This window comes from Sphingomonas sp. UYP23 (genome assembly GCF_054059235.1).
Map to the genome: position 1 here is coordinate 1,589,790 of NZ_JBSSBX010000001.1, position 19,084 is coordinate 1,608,873.

Annotated in this window: 17 protein-coding genes; 6 read left to right on the forward strand and 11 right to left on the reverse strand. The window is 65.7% G+C overall.

What is annotated here, in order from left to right; translation table 11 throughout:
* Positions 1-193 precede the first annotated feature (193 nt).
* On the forward strand, positions 194-2,446 hold the full coding sequence (locus tag ACVWYO_RS07925; protein WP_457349660.1) for a beta-glucosidase: 2,253 nt from the start codon (positions 194-196) through the stop codon (positions 2,444-2,446).
* On the opposite strand, the gene ACVWYO_RS07930 is transcribed toward ACVWYO_RS07925, so the two are convergent.
* The 6 genes from ACVWYO_RS07930 to ACVWYO_RS07955 all read right to left on the reverse strand — a co-directional run bounded on the left by ACVWYO_RS07930 (position 2,443) and on the right by ACVWYO_RS07955 (position 9,629).
* The gene (locus ACVWYO_RS07930) at positions 2,443-3,120 is read right to left on the reverse strand and encodes a DUF6445 family protein (RefSeq protein ID WP_457349662.1); all 678 of its coding nucleotides are present in this window, start codon (positions 3,118-3,120) and stop codon (positions 2,443-2,445) included. The genes ACVWYO_RS07925 and ACVWYO_RS07930 overlap by 4 nt on opposite strands.
* A complete protein-coding gene (locus ACVWYO_RS07935) occupies positions 3,117-3,929 on the reverse strand; it encodes a glycoside hydrolase family 16 protein (protein ID WP_457349664.1) in 813 nt (270 codons plus the stop codon). The genes ACVWYO_RS07930 and ACVWYO_RS07935 overlap by 4 nt, the downstream gene beginning before the upstream one ends.
* A 368-nt stretch (positions 3,930-4,297) precedes the next feature.
* Positions 4,298-5,380, reverse strand: coding sequence for an AI-2E family transporter (locus tag ACVWYO_RS07940; RefSeq protein WP_457349666.1), 1,083 nt, complete (start codon positions 5,378-5,380; stop codon positions 4,298-4,300).
* On the reverse strand, positions 5,377-7,977 hold the full coding sequence (locus tag ACVWYO_RS07945) for a cation-translocating P-type ATPase (protein ID WP_457349668.1): 2,601 nt from the start codon (positions 7,975-7,977) through the stop codon (positions 5,377-5,379). The genes ACVWYO_RS07940 and ACVWYO_RS07945 overlap by 4 nt, the downstream gene beginning before the upstream one ends.
* A gap of 91 nt (positions 7,978-8,068) precedes the next feature.
* Positions 8,069-8,293 carry a hypothetical protein gene (locus ACVWYO_RS07950; protein ID WP_457349670.1) on the reverse strand — a complete coding sequence of 75 codons (225 nt, stop codon included), beginning with the start codon at positions 8,291-8,293 and terminating at the stop codon, positions 8,069-8,071.
* Between the two features lie 430 nt (positions 8,294-8,723).
* Complete coding sequence (locus ACVWYO_RS07955; protein WP_457349672.1) at positions 8,724-9,629, reverse strand: LysR family transcriptional regulator; 906 nt, start codon at positions 9,627-9,629, stop codon at positions 8,724-8,726.
* Between the two features lie 115 nt (positions 9,630-9,744).
* Here ACVWYO_RS07955 and ACVWYO_RS07960 point away from each other — a divergent pair, with 115 nt between their 5' ends.
* The 4 genes from ACVWYO_RS07960 (at position 9,745) to ACVWYO_RS07975 (ending at position 11,628) form a co-directional block, all read left to right on the forward strand.
* Complete coding sequence (locus ACVWYO_RS07960; RefSeq protein ID WP_457349674.1) at positions 9,745-10,290, forward strand: carboxymuconolactone decarboxylase family protein; 546 nt, start codon at positions 9,745-9,747, stop codon at positions 10,288-10,290.
* A gap of 71 nt (positions 10,291-10,361) precedes the next feature.
* Positions 10,362-10,994, forward strand: a complete 633-nt coding sequence (locus ACVWYO_RS07965) for a pyridoxamine 5'-phosphate oxidase family protein (protein WP_457349676.1) — start codon at positions 10,362-10,364, stop codon at positions 10,992-10,994.
* Positions 10,991-11,470: a nuclear transport factor 2 family protein gene (locus ACVWYO_RS07970; protein WP_457349678.1), complete on the forward strand. Its 480-nt coding sequence runs from the start codon at positions 10,991-10,993 to the stop codon at positions 11,468-11,470. Before ACVWYO_RS07965 ends, ACVWYO_RS07970 begins: the two co-directional genes overlap by 4 nt.
* Positions 11,467-11,628 carry a hypothetical protein gene (locus ACVWYO_RS07975; RefSeq protein ID WP_457349680.1) on the forward strand — a complete coding sequence of 54 codons (162 nt, stop codon included), beginning with the start codon at positions 11,467-11,469 and terminating at the stop codon, positions 11,626-11,628. Before ACVWYO_RS07970 ends, ACVWYO_RS07975 begins: the two co-directional genes overlap by 4 nt.
* Here the strand turns inward: ACVWYO_RS07975 and ACVWYO_RS07980 are convergent.
* The 5 genes from ACVWYO_RS07980 to ACVWYO_RS08000 all read right to left on the reverse strand — a co-directional run bounded on the left by ACVWYO_RS07980 (position 11,621) and on the right by ACVWYO_RS08000 (position 17,846).
* Positions 11,621-13,018, reverse strand: coding sequence for a hypothetical protein (locus ACVWYO_RS07980; RefSeq protein WP_457349682.1), 1,398 nt, complete (start codon positions 13,016-13,018; stop codon positions 11,621-11,623). The two genes, ACVWYO_RS07975 and ACVWYO_RS07980, sit on opposite strands and share 8 nt — an antisense overlap.
* Positions 13,019-13,041: 23 nt before the next feature.
* Complete coding sequence (locus tag ACVWYO_RS07985; RefSeq protein ID WP_457348219.1) at positions 13,042-13,974, reverse strand: IS5 family transposase; 933 nt, start codon at positions 13,972-13,974, stop codon at positions 13,042-13,044.
* Between the two features lie 124 nt (positions 13,975-14,098).
* The gene (locus tag ACVWYO_RS07990) at positions 14,099-14,389 is read right to left on the reverse strand and encodes a hypothetical protein (protein ID WP_457349684.1); all 291 of its coding nucleotides are present in this window, start codon (positions 14,387-14,389) and stop codon (positions 14,099-14,101) included.
* A 4-nt stretch (positions 14,390-14,393) separates the two neighbouring features.
* Positions 14,394-16,526 (reverse strand): hypothetical protein, encoded by a 2,133-nt coding sequence (locus tag ACVWYO_RS07995; RefSeq protein ID WP_457349686.1) that lies wholly within the window; start codon positions 16,524-16,526, stop codon positions 14,394-14,396.
* A 15-nt stretch (positions 16,527-16,541) separates the two neighbouring features.
* Positions 16,542-17,846 (reverse strand): patatin-like phospholipase family protein, encoded by a 1,305-nt coding sequence (locus ACVWYO_RS08000; RefSeq protein ID WP_457349688.1) that lies wholly within the window; start codon positions 17,844-17,846, stop codon positions 16,542-16,544.
* A 361-nt stretch (positions 17,847-18,207) separates the two neighbouring features.
* On the opposite strand from ACVWYO_RS08000, the gene arsH reads away from it, so the two are divergent.
* On the forward strand, positions 18,208-18,954 hold the full coding sequence (gene arsH / locus ACVWYO_RS08005; RefSeq protein ID WP_457349690.1) for an arsenical resistance protein ArsH: 747 nt from the start codon (positions 18,208-18,210) through the stop codon (positions 18,952-18,954).
* Positions 18,955-19,084 lie beyond the last annotated feature (130 nt).

Here is a 19,084-nt window from a genome sequence, read left to right on the forward strand (position 1 = left end):
CCAGCGCCCTCTTGTTTGAGAACGTTCACTTGTTCCTGGCCAAAGCGATTGTCAAGTCGGCGGCATGGCGGAAACGCGATGTTGTGAACGTTCCCAGGATGTGCTGTTTATATGCCACAGGCGGCGGCACGGCCGAGCGGGGAAGCCCCGCCGGCAACGGCATGCGCGCCAAAAATCTGGGAGGATTTCTTCGATGGCAAAGACGATTCATGGCTGGCTACTCGGCGCAACGCTGCTTTCCGGTATCGGCGTGGCAGCGCCGGTGGTGGCGGGCCCGGCCGCCAAGCAGACCGCGGTTCAGGACGCGCGGGCGCGCGCGGCGGCGATCGTTGCCAAAATGACACTCGACGAGAAAATCGCGCTCGTCCACGGTCTGTTCCCCCCAATGGCCGCCGGCAAGACCCCGAACGAGCTGATTCCGTCCGCCGGCCATATCGACGGAATCGCGCATCTGGGCGTTCCGCTGATTCGCGAGAGCGATGCCTCGCTCGGCGTCGCCAACCAGATCGAACAGCGCAAGGGCGACGTCGCCACCGCTCTCCCCTCAAGCCTCGCCACTGCGGCGACCTTCGATCCCGCGATCGCGCGGGCGGGCGGCGCGATGATCGGCGCAGAGGCGCGGGCGAAGCGCTTCAGCGTGCTGCTCGCGGGCGGCGTCAATCTGACCCGCGACCCGTGGAACGGCCGCAACTTCGAATATCTCGGCGAGGATCCGCTGCTGTCGGGCATGATGGCGGGCGCGCACATCGCGGGCGTCCAGTCGAACCACATCGTCTCGACGGTCAAGCATTTCGCGCTCAATTCGCAGGAAACCGGCCGCACCGTCGTCGACGCGAAGATCGGCGAGGCGGCGCTGCGGATGAGCGACCTGCTTGCCTTCGAGATCGCGATCGAGACGGGCAGGCCCGGCTCGGTGATGTGCGCGTACAACAAGGTCAATGGCGACTGGGCGTGCGAGAATGCGCATCTGCTGAACGACGTGCTCAAGCGCGACTGGGGCTATCGCGGCTGGGTGATGTCTGACTGGGGCGCGGTGCATTCGACCGCCAAGGCGGCGAATGCCGGGCTCGACCAGGAATCGGGGCAGGAACTGGATCACGCGATCTATTTCGCCGATGCGCTCAAGGCCGATATCGCGGCCGGTCGCGTGCCGATGGCGCGGCTCGACGACATGGTGATCCGCTATCTGACCGGGCTGATCGAAACCGGCGCCTATGATGCGCCCGCCACCGCCGCGCACCCGATTCCCTATGATACGCATGCCGAGGTCGCGCAGCGCGCCGCCGAAGCCGGGATCGTCTTGCTCAAGAACGACGGCAACCTCCTGCCGCTGGCGCGCACCGCAAAGCGCGTCGTGCTGATCGGCGGCCGTGCCGATGTCGGCGTGCTGTCGGGCGGCGGATCGAGCCAGGTGCGCTCGGTCGGCGGCGCGCCCGTCGAGATCCCGCTGACCAGCGGTGCCGCATCCTCGTTCGCGCGCGTCACCTGGCATGCTTCCTCGCCGCTCGCCGCGATTCGCGCCGCGATGCCGCAGGCGCAGGTAACCTGGATCGATGGCCGCGACCCCACCGCCGCTGCTGCCGCCGCCAAGGCCGCCGACGTCGCGGTCGTGTTCGCGACGCAGTGGACGACCGAGGCGCAAGACGTGCCCGATCTGTCGCTGCCCGATCGCCAGGACGATCTGATCGCCGCGGTGGCGGCGGCGCAACCCAAGACGATCGCGGTGCTGGAAACCGGCGGCCCCGTGTTGATGCCGTGGCTGTCGGCAGTGCCCGCGGTCGTGCAGGCGTGGTATCCGGGGCAGCGCGGCGGCCCCGCGATCGCCAACATCCTGACCGGGCGCGTCAATCCGTCGGGCCGCCTGCCGATCACCTTCCCCGCCAGCCCGACCCAGGCGCCGCGCGCGGCACCGGTCGGGCTTGACCGGCTGACCTCCGCCGAGGCACAGGCGGCAGCCGATCCCGGCCATGCGAGCGATCACCAATTGGCGAGCTTCCCGGTCGAATATGCCGAGGGCGCCGACGTCGGCTATCGCTGGTATGAGAAGACGCGTGCCACGCCGCTGTTCGCGTTCGGCCACGGGCTCAGCTACACCCGCTTTGCCTATCGCAACCCGGTCGTGACCGGCGGCACAAAGCTCAGCATCAGCTTCGACGTCGTCAATACCGGGCGCGTCGCGGGCGCCGACGTGCCGCAACTGTATGTCGCGCGCGAGGGGGCAGCGACGCCGATGCGGCTCGCTGGCTTCCAACGCGTCACGCTCAAACCAGGCGAAGCAAAGCGCATCACGCTCGTCGCCGAGCCGCGCATCCTCGCGGACTATGATACGGCCCTGCCCGGCTGGCGGATCGTGGGCGGGCGCTACCGCGTCGCGCTGGCGCACGATGCGACCGACCGGGCGCTCGTCTCCACCACGAACGTCACGGCCGCGACGATGAAGCCCTAACCGACCGACAGGAAGGCTGTAACCGTCAACCGTCCTTCCGCGGGATCGCATGACAGCGGCGCGTCGGGCGCGATCGCGCCGCTGTGGAGCAGATAGCTCGGATAGACGAGCGCGCGGTTGTAGCGCGCTTCGATCTCGAGCGTGCGCTCGAACAGCGCCGTGTCGCCCGTGACATAGCGCGCGGGTGGCACGCCGCCGTGGCGGATCTCAGCCTCGAGCTGGCCGAAGAAGATCGGCGCACGATCCTCGTCGATCGTCTCGAACCCGGTCGAGCGGTGGCGAAAGAAGGCGGTGCCGTCGCCACCGTCGGGAGCGAGATAATGGACCAGCGCGATCCGGTCCGCGCCGAACGCGTCGCAATGCGGCAGCCGCTGGCGGATATCGAGCGCCTCGGGCGGGGTCGTGACGATCGAAAAACTCGCATCGATCAGCGCTACCGCGCCAGCGCGGCCCAGCACGGGACCCAGGACATCGGCCAGCGCCTCGACCTGCGCGGGCATATAGGTCGGCGGCAGCGCGGCGCGGACGCCGGGGTAATGTTGCATAGCGGGACCAAAGGTCGCTGCTATCGCAGCGGCGCGCAGCGCATCGGGATCGGCTGCGAAGCCGTCGATCACGACCACGGGCTGCGCCTCGCGCCCGACACGGTGGACGGTCATCCCGGAAACGCTCACGGGGCGCGCCAGTACCGCACATAATCGACCGACATACGCTGCGGCAGCGCGGCATCGTCGATCCCCTTGACCCCGCCCCAATCGCCGCCGACCGCGAGGTTGAGGATCAAATTGTACGGCACGGCGAACGGCCAGGCGGCATGCCCCCCCGGCTGATCATCGGCGACGCGCATATAGCCATGGCCGTCGACGCCGATCGTGATCGCATGCGGCTGCCAGTCGAGCTGGTAGCGGTGGTACGCGGTGCACGCGCTTGCGACGCGCACCTCGGCGCCGCGCTGCGTCCCCAGCCGGTGGTTGAACGCGCCGCTGTGCAGCGTGGCATGGACGACGCGCGGCTGCCAGCCGACCATCTCCATCAGGTCGATCTCGCCCATGTCGGGCCATGTGCCGGTCTGCGGCAGCAGCCAGATCGCGGGCCAGGTCCCACGCCCGCACGGCAGCTTGGCCCGGACTTCGTAGAACCCATAGCCAAGCGCCTCGCGGCTGACGAGTTTGGCCGAGCTATACGCCTGCCCGCCCCAGTCGGCGCGAGACCGCAGCGCCTCGCGCCGCGCCTCGATCACCAGCGCGCCCTGCTCGATCCGCGCATTCTCGCGTCGATCGGCTGCGTAATATTGCTTCTCGTTATTGGCCCAGCCAGTGCGGTTGCGCTCGACATCGAAGCGCCAGCGCGATGGATCGATCGTACGGCTGAACTCGTCGGCGAAGGCGGGCCGCGTCGTCGGGGCCCGCATCGGTACGTCGACCGAATAGTTGGTCGCCGCCAGGCTCACCGCCTGCGCGAACAGAATCACGACACTCGTCAACGCCTCACCTCATCCCGCTCGAACCGCTCTGCGCAGTCTCTCGTGGCAAGGGTTTACGGCGCGTCGGCTTTCGAAACCACCGACAAAATGGCGCAGGTCGCGCCGTGCTTAGCGGTGGCAATGGCCGCTCGGGATGGATCACAGTCGAACGCCATCGAGATCCTGCGCTTGGTGGCACCATGGGGCGACGAGAGGAACGAAACGCCACGACGGTCTGGGGTGGATCGACGCGATGCGCGCACAGACGGCCGGAGCCCGCGCTACACCGGCCCGGACGGCGGTCTTGCGCTTTACGACAAGCCGCTGAACGAGATCGTGACCGCAGGCGCTGATCGACTTCGAAGTCCCATCGTTCGAGCCGCAGCACGTCACGATGTCGGCGTCTGCGATCGGGCTTGGGTGTCGCCGACAATCCCCCAAGCGGCCATGAACACCGCGGCGATCACCGGCCCGATCACGAAACCGTTGAACCCCATCAACTCGAAACCGCCGAGCGTCGCGATCAGCACGACATAGTCGGGCATGCGGGCATCGCGCCCGACCAGGATCGGGCGGACCACGTTATCGACGCTGCTGATGATGAAGAAGCCGCAGAGGAACAGCACGCTCCCCTGCCAGATCGCGCCCCGCGCCAGCAGATACGCCGTCATCGGGACCCAGATCAGCCCAGTCCCGATCGCGGGGAACAAGGAGAACACGCCCATTGCCACCCCCCAGAGGAGGGCGCCGGGGACGCCGATCGCCCAGAAGACGATGCCGCCGGTCGTTCCCTGGAGGATCGCGATGATGAGACTGCCCTTGATCGTCGCGCGGATCACCGTGACGAACTTCGCGACCAGCACCGCGCGCTGGTCGAGCGTCAAGGGAATGGCGCGCTCGACGCGCGCTGCGAGCGCGTGCCCATCGCGCAGCAGGAAGAAGGTCAGATACAGCATGACGCCCAGCGCCAGGAAGAAGCCGAACGTGCCCTGCCCGATACTGAGCACCTGCCCGAGCAGCAACTGAAAGCTGTTCGCGACGCCTTGGCCAAGCCGGCTTCGCAGGCCCGCGACATCGCCCAGGCCGATATCGGCAAGCCAGTCCCGCGCCCATCCCGGCAAGCGTGCTTGCGTCTCGACAAACACGCGTCCGAAATCGATCTCCCCTCTGCGGACGTGCGTGTAGAAGGTCGTCGCCTGGCGCAGCAGGGCCGATGCCAGCAGGATCGCGGGCACGACGACGACCATGACGATGACCAGCAACGTCGCCGCGGCAGCGACCCCCCGGCGGTGCGGCACCGCGCGGAGCAGGCGTGCGTTGAGCGGCTCGAACAGAATCGCGGCGATCACCGCCCACAGGATCGCCCCGAAAAAGGGCGCGACCAGCCAGACGAAGGCAAGCGTTGCGCCCACGACCAGCACCACAAGAAAGCCGCGCGCAACCACCGCATCGGGTGCCACCCCAGCGCTCACGCTGCGGCCGCCGCGCCCGCCCGCGACGGCGGCGCAGCGCGCGCGACCAGCCAGCCGACCAACGGCTTGCAGCCTTCGAGCAGCCCCAGCAGGACGACGCCCAGCCCGACCGCCAGCGCCATGTCGCTCCACGCGATCGTCCCGAACTTCAGCAGCGTCTGTGCCTGCGGGAGGAACAGGATCAGGGCGGTCACGCCAGTGATCGCAAGCGCGACGTACCGCAGCGCGGCGTTGTGCCGGAACAGCGCTTCGCCGAGCGCCGCACTGAACGACCGGTTCGCCAGGATCAGCGCGACGATCTCGGCGATCAACGCAAAGAAGATCAGCGCGCGAAGCTCGGGCTCGGGCATGCCGCCCCATGTCTCGACGAAGAAGACGCTGGCCAGCATGGCAAAGGCGATCCCGCCCTGGAGCACGCTCCCGACGATCATCGGCAGCGCGAACAGCGGCTCGGCGGGATCGCGCGGCGGCCGCGTCATGATATCGGTTTCGTCGCGCTCCGCCTCGAACACCAGCGCGCAAACCGGGTCGATCACCATTTCGAGCAACGCGATGTGGATCGGGCCGAACAGCAACGGCATGCCGAAGAAGAGCGGGAGCAGCGCCAATCCGGCGATCGGCACGTGGACTGCGAAGATGAACGCCATCGCCTTACGGATATTGTCGTAGATCCGCCTTCCAAGCCGGACCGACGCGACGATCGACCCGAAATCGTCGTCGAGCAGGACGATCGCCGCTGCCTCCCGCGCAACGTCGGTGCCGCGCTTGCCCATGGCGATGCCGATATGCGCGGCCTTGAGCGACGGCGCATCGTTGACGCCGTCGCCAGTCATCGCGACCACCTCGCCCGCAGCCTTGAACGCCTGAACGATGCGCAGCTTCTGCTCGGGCATGATTCGCGCGAAGACGGTGACGGACTTGAGCCGTGCCGCGAGCGCGGCATCGTCGAGCGCGGCGAGATCGTCGCCGGTCAGCACATCGCCATCGACGATGCCGGCCTGCGTCGCGATCGAGCGCGCGGTCGCCGCATAGTCGCCCGTGATCATCACCACCCGGATGCCGGCGCTGCGGCACTCTGCGACCGCGCCGGCGACGCTCGCGCGGATCGGATCGGCCAGCCCGACGAGCCCGGTCAGGGTATAGGCATAGTCCTGCTGCGTTTCGGCCCAGGCGCGACTTGGGGGCGTCGCCGTTGCGACGGCGAGGACGCGGATACCCCGCATTGCCATCGCGTCGACGGCGGCGGTCATTGCCGCTAACGCATCGCTCGCCAGGTGGCACAGGCCAGCGATCGCTTCCGGGGCGCCTTTGGCCGAAATGGTGAGCGTGTGGCCACACTCCCAGATGTTCGACATGGCGAGGAGTTCGGGGCGCAGGGCATAGCCATGCACCGGCCCGCCATCGGGCACGGCGATCGCCGGAACCGCGGCGCGCGCGGCGTGTAGCGCAATGTCCAGCGGATCGGTCGGCTCGGCGGCACTGGCGAGCGCCGCGGTCGCGATAAGGCCGTGATACGAAACCGGAACCACGATATCCGGCCCCATCTCCAGGGTCGCGCCGCCCGGCAGCCACATTTGCGCGAGCGACATGCGGTTTTCGGTCAGCGTACCGGTCTTGTCGGTGCACAATATCGTTGCCGACCCGAGCGTCTCGATCGCTGCGGCACGCCGCGTAAGGACCCCGACCTTGCCGATCCGCCATGCCCCCATCGCCAGGAATACTGTCAGCACGACCGGAAACTCTTCGGGCAGCATCGACATCCCGATCGCGATTCCGGCAAGCAATGCCTCGATCCAGCCCCCGCGCAGCAGGCCGTACAGCAGCACCACGGTCAGCGCGACAGCGCCGCCTCCGATCGCGCACCAGGTGACGATCCGCGTCGTCTCGCGGCTAAGGCGTGGCGCTTCGGTGTCGAGCGTCGCGAGCGACTGGCCGATCCGCCCGATCTCGCTGCGGGGTCCGGTCGCCAGCACGCGCGCAATGCCGCTGCCGCGCGCAACGAGCGAGCCCGAATAGACATAGGGCTGACCATCGCCGCCAGGCCGCGGCGCTGCGCCGCCGTCGGGGGCGTCGAGCAGGATCTTGCCAACCGGCACCGACTCCCCTGTCAGCAGCGATTCGTCGGCCTGCAGGTCGTTTGCCGCGACGAGCACGGCATCGGCGGCGATCCGATCGCCCTGTTCGAGAACGATCAGATCGTCGCGGACGACCTCGCGCCCGGCGACATGGCGACGCACACCATCGCGAACGACCAGCGCGCGCGGCGCCGAAAGGTCGCGCAGCGCCTCCAGCACATGCTCGGTTCGTGCCTCCTGGACGACGGTCACGGCGATCGAGAAGGTCGCGAAGCCCAGCAGAATCAACGCTTCGGTGAGATCGCCGAGCAGCAGATAGGCAAGCCCCCCGGCGAGCAGCAGTGCCAGCATCGGTTCGCGCAGCACGTCGAACGCGATCCGCAGGATCGATCGCTGTCCTGCGCGCGGCAGTTCGTTGGGTCCGTCGGCGACAAGCCGCGCCGCCGCATCGTGCGACGACAAGCCGGTGACACCGGTGCTGCATGGCGCAGCATCAGCGTGCCGCAGCGATGGCGAGGTCATCGCCGCCGCCGATGCCAGGCGACCCAATAGAGCATCACGGCAAGGCCGATCAGCAGCCCTGAGGCAAAGGCCGCAATAAGGTGCCCCGTCGTCATGACAGGCGCCGTGTTGGGGGCGTCTCGATGGTCCCGGACAGCACGATGCCGGCCCGCAACGCACGCCGATTTCGGCGGTCAGGGGCTTGCGCGGCAGCGACAACGCAGAGGATCGAGTCGGCTGTAGGACCGATGCCGGCCTTGGCGTCCAGCACGCCGGCGCCCAGCCAGCCGAGACGCGATACCAGCTGGCGCTCGGGGTGAAGGTAGAGCTTCGTCATCGCCGCGTTCGCCTTTTTCCGGGCCGCCGCTACGCTCACCCGCGTGGCATCGGCGCCGGGGCAAATCCTAGGGGATCGATCACCGGCGCCCCATACGTAGTTCCCGCCAGCACGCGCCGTGTGACCGCGGCTCCAACGGCGGGCGCGCGCGCCGGACAGCATCCCGACGAGCGCGCGCAGATCTGACGGCGCGTCGCGACGCGCGGCCGTCTAGGGCGGTGTTCTCGATGCAGGGCCGTACCAAGGTTGATGGGGTGCGGCACATCACCCACGGTGCCGACGACCTGTTCCGCGCCGGCTACGCACCGTCGCGGGTACCGCCAGAGATTGCAGCGTCGCCACGACGTTTTCGAAGATCTTTTCAGGATCTTCCTCGTCTCTGTCGGGCGGCACGTTTCTCGGCTGACCGACGGAAACGACATCGGCATCGTTACGCCGCGCCCCCCGTCAGATCCAATCGACCAAAATGCGCGCGGGCGCCTTCGATGAAGGCGCGCACGTTGACCGAAGCGCGGCGGTTGGCCTGATAGACCAGATGTACCGGCACGGGTGGCGGGGCGGCCATGTCGAGCACGGTGACCAAGCGCCCCGCGGCGACGGCCTCGAGCGCCTGATACGACAGCACGCGCGCGATCCCCAAGCCATCGGACGCGGCGGCGATGGCCGCATCCGCGGTGTTGACCGTCAACCTGGGTTCGATTCGGATCGCTGTCTTGCCGGCCGCGCCGAAGCGCCACTCATGCGCGCGATCAATCTCGGTGAAAGAGATCAGGGCGTGATCGTGGAGCGCTCGCACGTTAGCGGGCGTTCCGCGCGCGGCCAGATAGCCAGGACTGGCGACGAGCACGCGCCGCACGTCCGCGACCTTGAGGGCATGGAGCGAACTGTCCGACAGATCGCCGATCCGAACAGCGACATCGATCCCTTCGTCGACCAGCCGGACGACGCGATCGATCAAGGTGAGGTCGACATTCAGACGTGGATGATCGCGCAGCAGGCTGGTGGCGATGGGCAGGATATGGAGACGCCCGAAGGTGACCGGTGCGGTGACGACAAGATTGCCCCCTGGCACCGCGCCTGTGCCGCGCAACGCCAGCGCGGCATCATCGAGTTCCGTCAGCGCGGCACGACAGCGCTCGAGATAGGCCGCGCCCTCGTCGGTCAGGCGCACCGACCGCGTCGTCCGTCGCAAGAGCGGCGTTCCAAGCGCCATTTCCAGCCCGGCCACGGCGCGACTCGCCGCTGTCGGCGAGACGCGGAGGCGGCGGGCGGCCTGCGCGAAACTCGCCTGATCGGCGACCGCGACGAACGTGCGCAACATTTCCAGCTGGTCCATGATTATCCCGCTTTCCGCACGAGTGAAGTGTCGATCGAACGGATTATCACAGCGGCCACAAAATGACATCTGCGTCGGGCAGGCCGCATCCAGCTGCCTATACCGGAGAAAAAACGTGTCCCGCATCGCCATCCCCACCCGCGAAGATTCCCCTGCAAAGTCGCAGCCGATGCTTGATGCTGTCGAGAAGCAGCTTGGCATGGTCCCCAACCTGTTCCGTCTCGTCGGCAGCAGCCCCGCTGCGCTCGAGGGGTATCTCGGCCTCAACGGCGCGCTGGGCCGCACGCTCGATGCCAAGACCCGCGAACGCATCGCGCTTGCGATCGCGCAAGCCAATGGCTGCGATTACTGCCTGTCGGCGCACACCTATCTTGGGCTGAACCTCGCCAAGATCGACGACGCCGAGATCGCGCTCAACCGCGCCGGTCATTCCAGCGACGCCAAAGCCGATGCCGCGATCGTGTTCGCCCGCAAGGTCCACGAAGCGCGCGGCCGGGTCAGCGACGCCGATCTCGCCGAAGTGCGCGTGGCGGGTTTCGACGAGGCGCAGGTGATCGAGATCGTCGCGTCGGTCGCGCTCAACGTGCTGACCAACTACGTCAACAACGTCGCCAAGACCGACATCGACTTCCCGGTCGTCCTGGCTACCGAGGCCGCCTAACCTCCTGGCGTCGGCAGTTTGCACCCGACGCGCCCACCGAAGCCCCTTTTTGCCGCAACCGGAGTCCGATCATGGCCAATGCCTTCCTCACTCTGGCGACGACGCCGAGCGTGTTCGCGGCGAAGGTCGCGAATGGCAGTGCCGGGCTTTACGATAACGTCGGCGGGGCGCGGCCGTCGGATCGCTTCGGCCCCGCCGAAATCGAATTCATCGCCGCGCGCGACAGCTTCTACATGGCGAGCGTATCGGAGAGCGGCTGGCCCTATGTCCAGCATCGCGGTGGCCCGGCGGGTTTCCTCAAGATACTTGACGAAACCACGCTCGCCTTCGCGGATTTTCGGGGCAATCGCCAATATATCAGCCTTGGCAACGTGGCGGCGAACGATCGCGTGGCGCTCTTCCTGATGGACTATCCGCGCCGCCGCCGGTTGAAGCTCTATGCCCGGATCGAGGCGCGCGATCTCGCCGCCGATCCCGCGCTGGCGCGCCGGCTTGATCTGCCGAACTATCGCGGCGTGCCGGAGCGCTTGTTCCGGCTGCACCTCGAGGCGTTCGATTGGAATTGTCCGCAGCACATAGCGCCGCGCTTCACCGAGGCCGAGATCGCTGCCGCGTCTGCGCCACTCCACGCCAGACTCGCGGCGCTTGAAGCCGAGAACATCGCGCTGCGCGCGGCGCTTGCCGAAAAGGACCTCCCCGCATGAGCAGCCTCGAGATTCCACGGCCCCCGCTACCGCCCTTCACGCGCGAGACCGCGTTGCTCAAGGTGCGGGCCGCGGAGGATGCCTGGAACAGCCGCGATCCCGAGCGGGTGGCGCTGGCCTATACGATCGACAGCGCGTGGCGAAACCGCGACAGCTTCGTCAGCGGGCGGCCCGCCATTATCGCACTGCTGCGCGCCAAATGGGCGCGCGAGGAGGACTATCGCCTAGTCAAGGATCTGTGGGCGTTCACCGACAACCGGATCGCGGTGCGGTTCCAATACGAGTGCCGCATCGCTGGCCAATGGTATCGGTGTTATGGCAACGAGCAGTGGGAGTTTGCCGAAAACGGGCTGATGCGGCGGCGTGAGGCGTCGGTGAACGATCTGGCGATCGCGGAGAAAGAGCGTCGCTTCCTTTGGGATGCCCCCGCGCCGCGCCCGCAGGCGTATCCCGGCCTGGCAGGCGTAGACGGGTGACCGCGATCCGCATCGCGGCCGTGTCGGGCAGCCTGCGGGCCAGCTCGACCAACCCGGCATTGCTGGACACGATCACCTCCGGAGCGTCCGATAGCGTCACCGTCACGCTGGTTTCCCGCATCGACCGAAGCCAAGTACGCGACGGCGTATTCAGCTAGGGCGACAGGTCATCGTCAGTTCGGCCCAGAGCGGGTTCGGGCCGTCGTCTGAATACGTCAGCGCGAAGCGGCCACCCGGCGTGGCGAACGCAGCTTCCTCCTCCGTCCGCACACCGTCACCGCGCACGATTCGCTTGGACGTCTTTTCCTGCAAGCGGGTATAGAGATCGCCATACGGCATTGCCCAGCCGTCCGGATTATTCTTCGTCACCTGTTCCTTGGCGACTGCCTCAACCACGGGCATCATCGCCACGAGATCAGGGCTGGTCATCATCTCAAGTCCTTGCGCGCGCGCGGTGGCATTGTGGCTGCCATGATGTCCGACCTTGTAGAAAATTGCTCGCGCCAGGATCTGCGCGGCGGTCTCCTGTGTGGCTCCAGACGGCGTGGCCGTGCCCGGATATGTCTGGTCATGCCAGGACAACCAGTTCCCGACCTGCGCGTCGGCCGGAAACAGGAGCACATCGCGGCCCGGCACCTCGATCGCGAGCGCGAGCGAGGTGTTGTTGACGTCGCCGTCGATCTTCAGCGCGAGCGTCTCGGCAGAGCCGAGCCACTCGCCGTCGATCCGCCGGTTCGCCTGACCCTGATAATAGAGCGCGGCGACTGTGTCGGTCGATGTTTCGCCCTCCCAGCCGCGAAACCGCTCGGCGAAGGGATAGCGGGCGGGATCGTCCGGCTCGGCATCGTCGGCCTGCGCCGCACGAAGCCTGAGCGTCACGTCGAGCGAGGTCACGTCGTCCGAACGAACGAGATAGGTTTCGCGCGTCGGCCCGGTGGTCGGATCGAGCTGGAGCAGCCGGTTGCGCGTTCGCGGCGGACCGAAAGCCGAGGCTTTCAGCCGGCCCGCCACGCCGAACAGCTTTTGCTGCCCAGGTGACAGATAGGCCACGTTGCCGGCCGTCGCCTTGGCCTTGAGCCAGTCCAGCACATCACGACAACTGCGCGGCGGTACTTTCGGGACGCGCGGCGGCATGGCCGCGGCCGCGGCGAGGGCCTGGCCTGCGGGCGCGTGCCATGGATCGATTTCGCCATAGAATTGCAGGAGATCGCTGATCCGGGTCAGGATATCGCCGACCTGCGCGTTCGTACGATCCAGCGCAAACGGGTTGGGGACCCCGCCGTCGCCAGACCCCACCAGCGCGGCAAGAGCTGCCAGCCCCTTCGACTTCTTGTCGCGAATGTCGTTCGCGAGGTCGTCGGAATAATCCTCGGTCCAGGCGAGCCACACCTGTTTGATCGTGAACTTTTGCCAGATGTCGAAATGGAGCAGGAAGCCCGACAGATGATCGTAATGCTCGTGCGTGCCGACGACCAGATCAAGCTCGCCGCCAGTGTCGGCGAAAAGATCATCGACGACGGGCTTTGTTGCATAATTACGCGAGAGCATGACCGACGTTTTACTTGAAGATGTTATTGGATGCGGACGGTCACCGGCGTTCCTATTTCGGAGAACCGATTGAGAATTGCAGCACGGACTTTGAGCTCGGTAATCTGACGATCGAAGGTGCGGGCGACAACGCGCTGGCCCAGGAGTTTGAAGCAGTGCATTTTGGTCTCGACCAGACTGCGGCGATGATAGCCGCTCCACTTTTTCCAGATTGCGCGACCAAGCCGCTTTGTCGCGCGTAGCGCTCCATTGCGTGCATCGACGCCGGGACCGCCTTCTGCCCATGGTTGCCCGTTGCGGCGGACCGGGATGACCGCATCGGCACCGCGCCCGGCAATAGCGGCATGGCAGTCCCTGGTATCATAAGCGCCATCTCCGCCGACGCTGAGTATCCGCTCGTCTCCGGGAATTTGCGCCAGGAGAACGGGCAGCGTCGGTGCGTCACCAATGGCATTCGTCGTGACCTCAATGGCCCGGATATCCAGCGTCCCAGCATCAATCCCGAGATGCACCTTGCGCCACTGGCGACGGTAGGACGGTCCGTGTTTGCGCGTCTTCCACTCGCCTTCTCCCGTCATTTTGATCCCGGTGCTGTCGACCAGCAGGTGCAGTCCGCCCGAGCTGATCCGCCCGCCGAGGTTGACCTTCAACGTCTTCTGCCGTCGGCACAGCGTCGTATAATCCGGCACCGACCAATCCAGCCCCGCCATTTTGATCAGGCTCGAAACCAACCCCGTCACTTGCCGCAAAGGCAGGTTGAACAGCGTCTTCAGCGTCAGGCACAGCTCTATCGCGCTGTCTGAAAACCGCATCGGGCGACCAGGGCGACCACACGGCTTCGAAAGCCAGTGCATCTCCGGATCAAACCATATTTCCAGCGACCCACGCCGCTTCAGCGCCGCATTATACTCAGGCCAGTTCGTCGTACGATACACAGGTGCGGCAGGTTTGGGCATTACGCCTATCTATACCGCTCGATTCCCTGCGTGAATCCCCGCCATCAGTTTTGCAACAAAGCCCTCCGAAATAGGAACGCCGGTGACCGTCCGCATCCAATAACATCTTTAAGTAAAACGTCGGTCATGCTCTCGCGTAATTATGCAACAAAGCCTCGACGACGGCCCCGATATGCGCGACTGCGGCCTTGGTATTGGGCTTGCTTGCGCCGATGCACTGGAGCGCACCGCAATCGAACAATGCGCGAAACCGCTGACCTTCATAGTCATGCGTGACAAGAAAACAGTCGCCCAGGATCTGCCGGTACATGCGGATCGTGACCGTCTCCCCGGCGCCGTTCGCGACCGTAGCAGTGGAGGTGGAGGTGGAGGTGGCCGCGGATTTGCCGGGCCTTGCTGTGGTGCGCCGGGCCATCGCCTTACATCCGGTGAAGCATGGCGAAGGGTTCCTTCACGGCCGCGGGATCGTATGTGAATCCCATCGCCTCAGGAGCGAGCAGATGCTGACGTTGGCGGTCAAGCCGGGCATCGTCGTTGATCCGCTTGCTGATGACGTAGCGCAGCTTGTTGTCGCGCAGGTCGATGATCATGGTCGCGCCGCCGCGAAACACGAAATCGCCCTTCATATGCGCGTTGTTTGCGGGCGGTGTCATGTCGTTCGCCCGCTGGATGCCCGGGTCGAAAAATCCCTGGCGACGCTGGGTCACCTCGATCACGAGTTGACGGATGTCTTGCCCGTCCGGGCCGGCGCGCCGGGTGGTGCGTACGCTCGCCACCTCGACCGAAAGGCCCGCGGCGCCACCGCGGATCGTATACAGCGGTTGGCCTCGGGGTCGCTGGAAGAAAAGCCCCAAAGCGCGTTCCCAAGCCTTGTCGATTTCCGTGTCGGGCCTGACGTTGGTGGCGCGGAGCGGATCGGTCAGCAGCATCAGGAACGCCTCCCACCGTGCGAAATGCGTCGGCGCGGCTCCTAGATCGGCCGCCAATTGCACGCGGTCTGCCGTGGACACGCCCAGCCAGGCAAGATCGGCGTCGATATCGGCCAGATAGCCAGCCAGGCGCGGGCCGGTGCAGGATTCGTCATGGGCCAGAACTGCGCGGGTCTTGGAGCGGAAGGCGTCGAAACGCTGCACCTCCGCCGCGGTCCCGGCGTCGGCCAGTTTCAGCTCCGGCTGCGTGAGCCAATACCAGACCTTGCGACGATTTTCCTCCGCCGTCCGGACGATATCGCTCCGCACATATTGCGGGATGAGGTTCATGCCCTCGGCATCGATATCGCTGACCGGCAATTCCGCGTCGGCCGCGTCCCACAGCAGATTGTCGGGCGACATCGACAGACAATTCTCGGGAAAGATGCCGCGCCGTCGGAACGCCTCGACAAAGGCAAGCCGGTAGTTGAGCCGGTCTTCGGCGATCAGGTCGGCATCTGCGGTGACGATCGCGCGCAGGAATTCGCCGAAGCGCACATCGACCGGCGGCAGATAATCGAGCGCGCGAATACACATCCGCAAAACGTGATCCGCGCTCTTGGTCGCTTCCGCGGTCAGCCGCGCCACGAGATCGGGGTGAAGCGGGCCGGTCGCGCCCATCCGGATGCCGCACATCCGCAACAAGTCGTCGGTGCGCGCGGTATAGATGCTGAGGAACGCATCGAAGACCGCCGCGACGAGGATCGAGCCGCGATCGTGCGGCTCGCTCGTGCCTTCGAGCAGATTGGCGTCGGGCTTGGCATCGATAAAATCGCGCAGCGACGGGTGGCCCGACGTGCCCTTTGCAAATTGTCCGGCCAGCCCACTCAGCAAGCTGGTCTGGTCGAGATGGCCGGCATTCTTCTCGATGTAATCATAGACCGCTTCGTAGAGCTGGAAGTGCGAAAACAGGGCGGAAATGTCGGCGAATGCCTCGTGAAAGGCCAGGCTGTCGACGCTGGTCGGTTCCGAATAGCGCGGATGGAGCCCGTCGAGGATCGCATGCGTCGTTTCGTGGACGATGATGTCATGCGAGAGCACCGTGAAAATCCAACTCGCCCCGGCCGCGCGCTGCGTCGCGTTGAAATAGCCGAACAGCAGCGCCCGCTTGTCGCGGCTGTAATAGGCGTTCGCCTCGCGCAGCGCGTGCGGATACACGCGCAGCTTGAGCGTGGGGACGTAGGTCTTCGCGTCGTCGTCCCAGGCCGGCGCCCAGATGACCTTGCGGCCGAGCGCGCGTTCAAACAGCTTGATCGTCTTCATCGCGACCGCGAACACCATCTGCTGGTGAAAGCGCGGATCGCCTTCGGACGGCGGTAGCCCCCCGTCATTGCCAAGCACGTCGGGCGCGTTGAGATCGAGCGGCGGATAGAATTGGCGACTGGCCGGGTCGATATCGATCACTTCGAGATATTCGTTGATCGGGCCGATGGAAATCGGCTCCTCCGTGGGGTCCGACCAGGCGAGCGCGATCGTGGCGTGGCTGAATTTGGCTGATCCGAGATCGAGCGACGCATTGGGATCGAACGCATAGACGCGCAGTCGTCGGGCGGTCGGTTGCGGGATCGGCACCATCTTCGGCATGATCGACTCCTGGCCCTAAAGCGGAAGGATGGCCGGCGGCGGCGTGCCGGGATCAAGATACGATCCCATCGCCGAATCGCACAGGCTGTATCCATGATTGACGAGACGCGCATACGCCTTGGACCCGAGCGACCAGAGCCGCACGCCTTCGTCCTGGGCTCCTTTGATATCCTCCGGCGACGGTTGCGCCGGCGACGGTCTCGGGTACGCCCCGGCGGTGTTGCGAAGCGGCCAATAGGCGATCTTTCGCTCGCCAGTCTTTGCGAGCATCATCAGCGCGCGCTGGCGGTTGTTCTCTGCTTGACGGTGAATCATGTTGATGACCCGCAAAAGCAAATTGAACCAGTCGGTCGGACGATGTTCCTCGTCGAACGCGCCGCCCGCATTGCTGACGAGCAAGGTACCATAGCGTTTCCAGATCGGCTCCAACCCCATATTGTCGTAGATGCCGCCGTCGGCGAGGAGCGCGCGCTTGAGGAAATCGCCCTCGTTCCGGTCGGCACCGGCGACGGGCTTTACCGTCTGCCCGTCGAAATCGATCTCGATCGGGCAGAAGAAGGGTGGGAAGGCCGACGATGCGGCCACGATGCGCGACAGCGGCAAGACCGGGTTGTCGATCATGCCGACCCGGTAATCGGCCGCATAAGGCCGGGAGAAACGCCACAAGGAATTCAGGTCGTAGTTGGTCGCGAGAATCACGAAGCGCGGCCCGTGCCCCTCTGCGGGGAGAGCCTGCAACGTCGCGCCCTTGAAGAGATGGCGATCATAGGCCTTGGCCACGCCGTCCGCTGCCGAGCGGAACGGCAGCAGCAGCCCAAGCAAACCTTGCGGAATGTCGAGATTCACCTCGGTAAGAAATTCGCCCAGCGGCTCGACGAAAACCGCCTTGAAATTGCCCGCGACACCATCGGCATCAAAAGTCAGATCTTTCCATATCAGCCCGAGAAACCCGGCAGCTATCGAGCCGCCCGATACGCTGGCGATCCGCGAGAGCCGCGGCAGCCAGCCAAGCTCGTTAAGGCGGATGAGCGCGCCAAGATGAAAGGCCGCTGCCTTATACCCCCCGCCCGACAGCGCCAGCCCGACACCATCGGGATCGTAGGACGTCGAGTTGAAGAGGCCAAGCAGAGGCTCGCCATCAGGTTCCGAAAACTGCTCGATTTCGGTCATGGAATATCTCGGCAGCGAACTGTGTGCCGAAACCATCATAGCGGAGGTGATTCGTACAGCTAGAAAGCGCGACCCCTGATCTATATTGCGAAGAATCCTTACCGATCGCATTGCGATAGAAGGAAGCACCTTGAAAACGGCGCCGCTCATCCGCTTCGACTACGATCTCGACAGCATCGTTGAGGTTCGGCGCTTCGCTTGTGAGGAGCGAGACGGGCGCCGCCGGTCGCAAACGCCGATCGACTCGGGGGCCGCAGAGACTCAGTCCCGGCCATGCCCAGCCTTTTTTCGGCTTCTCACCTGCGACCTCTGCTTAACCTTCCCCGGCCGACTTTGATTTCGTCCGTGCGGATTTCTCTATAGAAGACCGCCGAAGGAACCGACCTACCGGCACCGCACGCCGCTGAACCGACGCGGGCTCTAGGCGATTGCGCCGCGGTGCGCTCTTCGCCACCCTGGCAACTGCAGCTGCCAGCTCGCACTACCCCTGACCTCGCCTGACAGGATCGCCATGCCCCGGCTCCGGATGCTCCCCGACCCCCATCATCTTCCGGCCCTCGACCGGTCGTTCGTCATCGATCGACCGGCAATCGGGCTGGGGGCCGACCAGCCGCCGCCGCGCATCCTGCTGCTCTACGGATCGCTGCGGGAGCGGTCCTTTTCCCGTCTGTGCGTCGAGGAAGCCGCGCGGATCCTGACGCTGTTTGGTGCCGAGACCCGGATCTTCGACCCGTTCGATCTGCCTTTGCCCGATCAGGCGAGCGGTGACGACCACCCGGCCGTACACGAATTGCGGGCTCTTTCGCTGTGGTCGGAAGGACACGTATGGTGCAGCCCCGAGCGGCATGGCCAGATCACCGCGGTGATGAAAGCACAGATCGACCATTTGCCGCTGTCGATGGGTGGCATGCGACCGACCCAGGGACGCACGCTGGCCGTCATGCAGGTCTCGGCGGGATCGCAGTCGTTCAACACCGTCAATACGCTGCGCCTGCTTGGTCGTTGGATGCGCATGGTCACCATCCCGAACCAATCGTCCGTCGCGATGGCCTATCGGGAATTTGCGGACGATGACCGCATGCGTCCCTCCGCTTACTATGATCGTATCGTCGACGTGATGGAGGAGCTGATCCGGTTCACCGTTCTGTTGCGACCGCATACGGCGGCGCTCGTCGATCGCTATTCCGAACGCAAGGAAGCAGGGGCCGCTCCCGATCCTGCGGCCGATCATTCGGCAATTGCCATCAGCCCGCGCTAGCAAGCGGGGATGTCGGGGTCCCGCCCCCCCACCCCCGAAGTTCGCAATCAATTCCTGGCAAGGCGCTTGGACGACGGCCGCCCCGCAGTGGCGCTGCCCAACCGGCGCGCAGGTTGGCCCCGTCGAACTC